Here is a 5,359-nt window from a genome sequence, read left to right as displayed (position 1 = left end):
AACGATCGTTACGGCCGAGATTTTCGTCATCGCGCCCGCTATGTCGCTGACCTTGTCCGTCAAAAACGCGTTTAAAAAAACGTAGCTAAAAAGCACGAGCAAAAACGCTCCCGTAACGTGCGCGAATCCGACCTTCATCGCAAAAACCAGCGCGCGCGAGTAGCTGCCGCCGTTTGCGACGAAGTAGCTAGCCGTTAGCATTTTAGCATGACCGGGGCCAGCTGCATGCAAAAAGCCGTAAAAAAAGCTAACCGCGGCTAACAGGGCGAAATTTAGCGCGTTTAGCTCGGCGCTATTTATCTTGATGAGCTCTTTTAAGCGCTCTAAAAACTGAAGGCTCATGCCCGAAACCGAGTCAAATTTCGCCCTATCCTCGGCGTCGATTTGCTCTAAATTTTGCTTATTTTGCGACTTAACCAGCGAGCTAATCTCTGGCTTTGCAGGCTCTATTTTGGGCGCTTTTGAAGTCATTTCAAAAAATGCCGTACTCAAATTTACGTTTGGCACGAGATAAATTTTATCGGTGAGCGCGTAGGGCTCGGGCGAGCTTATTTTAAAGTTAAAAAATCCCTCGTGGTCAAAAATCTCGACCGTGACGACGCGGCCGTCTTTGACCGCTAAATTTAGCTCTAAAATATACTCGAAATTTAGCCTGCCCTCATCCAGATAAACCCGCTGCGATAGCGTTTTGGTGTGCAAATTTACGGTCTCGCCCGCGCCGTCGTAGTAGCCCACGCTAGTTAGGTAGCCGCGCGGCACGATGTAGTCGAGCAGGGATTTTTGCACCTTCCACGCTTCGTTTTTGCTAAGCGCTTTATCGGCGTTTTCGTCGTAGCTTTGTAGCGTGAGTTCGGTGAAATTTTCAGAAAACGTCCAGGTTACGGCGGCTGTTTTTATCATATCGCCCTGAACGTCAAATTTGACCGAGGCGTGCGCGGTCGGGGTGTAAAGCGAGCACAGAGCGCAGGCGTGCGCAAAGCTAAAAAAGGACGCAAAAAGCGCGAAAATAGCGAGTATGCGTCCAAATTTCATTTACAGGCTCTTTGCGAAAATTTGCGCCGTTTTGCGTAGCTCGGCGTCCCAATCAAGCGGCAGTTGATCGATCTCTACGACGCTAGCGCCGCTTTCTTTAGCGATGGTTTGCGCGGCTTTTTTAGAAAACTGCGGAGCGACGAAAATGACCTTCACGCCGTGCTCTTTGGCTTCCTCGATGAGCTCTTTTAGCTCGGCCGGTTTTGGTTCTTTGCCATCCACTTCGATCGCGATTTGCTCTAGATCGTAGCGCTTAGCAAAGTAGCCCCAAGACGGGTGATATACGATAAATTCGCGGTTTTTAACGTTTGCTAGAGTATTTTTAATAAAGCCGTCAAGCTCGTCAAGCTGGGCTTCAAATTTAGCCAAATTCGCCTCAAAAAGCGCCTTGTTCTCAGGATATTTTTCGCTTAGCGCGGCGGCGATATTTTTAGCTTGGACTTTTACCAAAACGGGATCTAGCCAGATGTGCGGGTCAAATTCGCCATGGTAGTGTTCGTGATCATGGTGGTCATGGCCTGCATGCTCGTGTTTATGCTCGTGGGCTGCGTGCTCGTGCTTAGCGTCATGGTGATGATCGTGGTCCGCGTGCTCGTGGTGACCTTCAAATTTGATCTTTTCTACGCCCGCGTCGGTTTTTACGATTTTAAGGTTTGGATAAGATTTTTGAAATTTCGGCAGCCAAGCCTCCTCAAACTCGATCCCGATAGCAAAATAAAGGTCGCTTTTTTCAAGCGCGGTCATTTGTTTCGGTTTTGGTTCGTACGTGTGCGGATCGGCTCCCTTGCCTACCATGACGTTTACCTTGACCGCGTCGCCCGCGATTTGCTTGACGAAATACTGCTGCGGCAAAATACTGACGCTAACTTGTCCTTTGGCGTATAGCGCGACTAAGCCCAAACATAAAAACGCGAAAATTTTTCTCATTTTTATCCTTTCCGTGTTAAAATTTGGGCGAAATTATATCAAAAGCAACTTAGTTGCAAATTAATTTTTCTCAGGGTATAATACCCTAAAATTCTTAACGCGGAGGAAAAATATGGACGAAAATTTGGAAGAAAAAGCTGGTTTTGAGGAGCTTTTAACGAAAAATGATATCAAAATCACTCCGCTTAGACTTGAGATTTTACATATTTTACACGCCGCCGCCGCACCGCTTAGCTATGATGAAATTTTAGCCCAAATAGGCGCAAACAAAACCACGTTTTACCGCTGTATGGACCTTTTTGAGGCTAAGGGCATCGTGCTAAAAAGCGAAAATAACCGCAAAAATTTCTACGAGCTTGAAAGCGGTGCAAAGGCGTATTTCGTCTGCGACGTCTGCCACAAGATGACTAATATCGACATGCCGCGCCTAAAACAAAATCACGTCAAAAGCGTCGTAGTTAAGGGCGTTTGCGACGACTGCTTTTAAAATTTACGCTCAAATTTGACGGTAAATTTGCAGCTTAAATCCGCTTGCCGAGCGAATTTTGTCGCAAATTTTATAAAAATACGATCTACTAAATTTAAAGCAGCCGCTGCGTCAAATTTAAAAACGCAAATTTGACGCGGGCACTATAAAACTAATCCTCGTAAAGTCTCGCAATCTCCGGCGGTATCGCGATCGGACGACCGCGCGCGAGATCAAAAAATACGTAAGTCGTCACCGCGCTAGCAACCGGCGCTCCGTCTTTACTAAACTCGTAAAAACGCTTCGAGCAGCTTCTTTTTTCGGGCTGCGTCCAGGTTTTCACGCGCACCTTATCGCCCAAAAATAGCTGCCCCAGATAGTCTATCTCGTGCCTGCGCACCATCCACGTGCGGTTTTGCGCGAGATTTGTCTCGATGAGGTCGCCCACGGCGTTTGAGTGCGCGTTTGCCGCTTCTTGCATCCAGATGACGTAGTGAGCGTTGTTTGCGTGATGATTCACGTCGATGGCGTCCTCGCCCACGGTAAATTCGTAGTAAAAAATTTTCATTTTCGCTCCTAAAAACGCTAAAATTGTAGCAAAAATTTAAAGGCAAACAAAATGAAAGAGATGTGGGACAAAAAGGCGGCGAGCTATTCGAGATTTACGGGCGAGCCTAGCGTTTTTCATAGAGGGCTATACGCTAAAATCGCCGAGTTTGGCGTCAAATTTGAGGGCAAAAGCGTCGTTGATATAGGCTGCGGCACGGGCGTGCATACGCTGTTTTTGGCGCAAATTTGCCGCGAGATAACGGGTATGGATATCTCAGGCGAAATGCTAAAAGTCATGGTTGAAGACGCTGATAAATTTAATATTTCAAATTTAACCGCCGTGCAAAGCGATTTTAAAAACTTTAATCCAAACCGCGTTTACGATGTGGCTTTTAGCACGATGAGTCCCGCGATCGCAGACGAGGAGGATTTTAGTAAATTTATAAATTTGGGCGAAAAAAGGGTCTATCTTTGGTGGAATAAACCGCGTTATTCAAGCGTTTTGGAGCTTTTTTACGAGGGCTCCGAAAAGCGATGCTTTAAAGAAAAGGCGAACTTTTTTGAAGAGTACTTGCGCCGCGAAAATATTGCTTTTAACTCCTGCGTGCTCGAGGAGTCTCGCGAACAAAAACGCACGCTTGAGGAGATGACGCAAAACGCGCTTTGGCATTTACAAATCGCAAATTTTACGCACGAGGAAAACGCGGTCAGATCGCGGCTAGAAAGCATCGCGCAGGATGGCTACGTGACGGAAAAAATCGTCTCTTCAATGAAGCTTTTAGTTTTTTAAGATATAATCGCTTTATTTATTTAAAATTTAAAAAGGATTTTAGTTGCCGCGAGCGTTTTTGCAGATATTTTCGTGCGTTTTATGTTTCTTTTGCGTTCAAGCTTTCGCCGCTTCGCACATTTTATCTCCGGTCGCCCAGCCTAAATTTGACGAACAAAAAGCCAGACTAGGCAAGGAGCTGTTTTTCGACGCCTCGCTAAGCCCGAGCGGAACGCTATCCTGCGAGAAATGCCACAACCTTTACTGGGACTTAAGCGGTACTAGCAAAAAAAACGTAAAAATCTCCGCCGACGAGGAGATTAGCCCGCCAACTGCTCTAAACTCGGCATTAAATTTTATCTTTTTTAAAAACGGCGAGGTTAAGGATCTGGCTGGGCAGGTCAGACAGAGTCTAACGAGTAAAAATGAACTTGCCAGCGAGCCGAAATTTTTAATCCAAAAGGTAAATCAAAACTCCGTTTATAGGAATAAATTTGAAGAGCTTTATGAGGATGGGGTAAGCTTTGAAAGTATCGTCGATGCGCTGGTAAATTTTGAAAAAGCCCTCGTCACGCCAAATGCCAAATTTGATAAATTTATCAGCGGAGACGAGAGCGTTTTTGACGAAGAGGAAAAGCGCGGATTTGAGTTTTTTAAAACAATCGGTTGCATAAACTGCCACAGCGGCGCAAATATGGGCGCAAACCTATACTACGAGCTAAAATTTGACGCAGACGGCAACAAAACCGGCCGCTACAAAGTGCCTAGCCTAAGAAATATCGAAAAAACCGCACCGTATTTTTATAGTGGCAAGGTAATGGATCTAAAAGAAGCACTAAAAATAATCGCAAAAATACGCATAAACTACGATCTAAGCGACGAGCAGGCGCACGCGCTTTATAAATTTTTGCTGACTTTAAGCGGCGAAAAACCGGAAATTTTAAAATGAAACACAAGATAATCTTTCATAAAATTCTGTTTCTCATCATAATTTGTATCGTATTTTTCGGTACCATAATGACCTATAAGGCAGCCAGGGATCTAAACATCGCCTACGAATGGAAAAGTTCGATTGACAATATGATGGATGCTAACGACGAAGCGAATTTCTTGCTCGAAAAAAGCCTTCTAGAGGCTGACTACGACGCGGTTATGCGCCATACGGCAGAATTTGAAAAAGGGCTTAGCAAGCTTGATAAAAGCAATCTTATTTCCTTTGAAAAGCTTGCGGCAAATGAAAAAACTTTCAGGGAGCTGGAAGATGCGATTAAGAAAAGGGTTGAACTAACCGATAGATTTAACTCTGCAACGATAATGGCGAGACTCGTTTATAATGAGATGATTTTAAAATTTACGGCATTAGATTGGTTTCATTTTAACGAACTAATGCCTCAAATTTTGATGTTTAGATATGATTTAAATACCGACCTAAAAACACCCCGAGAGCTTTTTGGTAAGTATTTAAAGGAATCAAATCTCAGCAAAAGCGATGCTGATTTTTTAGCAGGTACGCAAAGGCTGCTTGGCTATTACGAACAAGCGCAGGAGCTTTATCGCAATATAATTTCGCTTGAAATTCACAAAAAACTATCCGCTCTCCAAGAAAGCAACGAGCG

The 5,359-nt window shown here is 44.7% G+C and carries 6 protein-coding genes and 1 pseudogene; 4 read left to right on the top strand and 3 right to left on the bottom strand.

Translation table 11 applies throughout. The features are described from left to right. Both Q0338_RS02285 and Q0338_RS02280 read right to left on the bottom strand, forming a co-directional pair. Nucleotides 1–1,032 (bottom strand): DUF1007 family protein (locus tag Q0338_RS02285; protein WP_298085347.1); only part of this gene is annotated, 1,032 nt, incomplete at its 3' end. Beyond that, nucleotides 1,033–1,959, bottom strand: coding sequence for a zinc ABC transporter substrate-binding protein (locus Q0338_RS02280; RefSeq protein ID WP_298085346.1), 927 nt, complete (start codon nucleotides 1,957–1,959; stop codon nucleotides 1,033–1,035). A gap of 112 nt (nucleotides 1,960–2,071) precedes the next feature. Here Q0338_RS02280 and Q0338_RS02275 point away from each other — a divergent pair, with 112 nt between their 5' ends. Continuing rightward, the gene (locus Q0338_RS02275; RefSeq protein ID WP_298085345.1) at nucleotides 2,072–2,446 is read left to right on the top strand and encodes a transcriptional repressor; all 375 of its coding nucleotides are present in this window, start codon (nucleotides 2,072–2,074) and stop codon (nucleotides 2,444–2,446) included. 151 nt (nucleotides 2,447–2,597) lie between these two features. Here Q0338_RS02275 and Q0338_RS02270 read toward each other — a convergent pair whose 3' ends face one another. Next, a complete protein-coding gene (locus Q0338_RS02270) occupies nucleotides 2,598–2,993 on the bottom strand; it encodes a thioesterase family protein (RefSeq protein WP_298085344.1) in 396 nt (131 codons plus the stop codon). Nucleotides 2,994–3,041: 48 nt separating this feature from the next. On the opposite strand from Q0338_RS02270, the pseudogene Q0338_RS02265 reads away from it, so the two are divergent. The 3 genes and pseudogenes from Q0338_RS02265 to Q0338_RS02255 form a co-directional block, all read left to right on the top strand. After that, nucleotides 3,042–3,764, top strand: a pseudogene (locus Q0338_RS02265) (class I SAM-dependent methyltransferase); the annotation flags it as partial. 43 nt (nucleotides 3,765–3,807) lie between these two features. Continuing rightward, nucleotides 3,808–4,692: a cytochrome c peroxidase gene (locus Q0338_RS02260; protein ID WP_298085342.1), complete on the top strand. Its 885-nt coding sequence runs from the start codon at nucleotides 3,808–3,810 to the stop codon at nucleotides 4,690–4,692. Beyond that, a partial coding sequence (locus tag Q0338_RS02255) for a hypothetical protein (RefSeq protein ID WP_298085341.1) occupies nucleotides 4,689–5,359 on the top strand: 671 nt, incomplete at its 3' end. The genes Q0338_RS02260 and Q0338_RS02255, both read left to right, overlap by 4 nt.

It is taken from the genome of uncultured Campylobacter sp. (assembly GCF_938018145.1).
In the GTDB taxonomy this organism is placed as follows: domain Bacteria; phylum Campylobacterota; class Campylobacteria; order Campylobacterales; family Campylobacteraceae; genus Campylobacter_A.
The sequence above is the reverse complement of the archived record's forward strand: the minus strand, read 5'-3'. Positions and strand labels throughout refer to the sequence as shown.

What these genes read in the sequence shown, in the direction of transcription:
- Q0338_RS02270 (WP_298085344.1), bottom strand. Translation starts at nt 2,993, where the DNA reads ATGAAAATTTTTTACTACGAATTTACCGTGGGCGAGGACGCCATCGAC.
- Q0338_RS02275 (WP_298085345.1), top strand. Translation starts at nt 2,072, where the DNA reads ATGGACGAAAATTTGGAAGAAAAAGCTGGTTTTGAGGAGCTTTTAACG.
- Q0338_RS02280 (WP_298085346.1), bottom strand. Translation starts at nt 1,959, where the DNA reads ATGAGAAAAATTTTCGCGTTTTTATGTTTGGGCTTAGTCGCGCTATAC.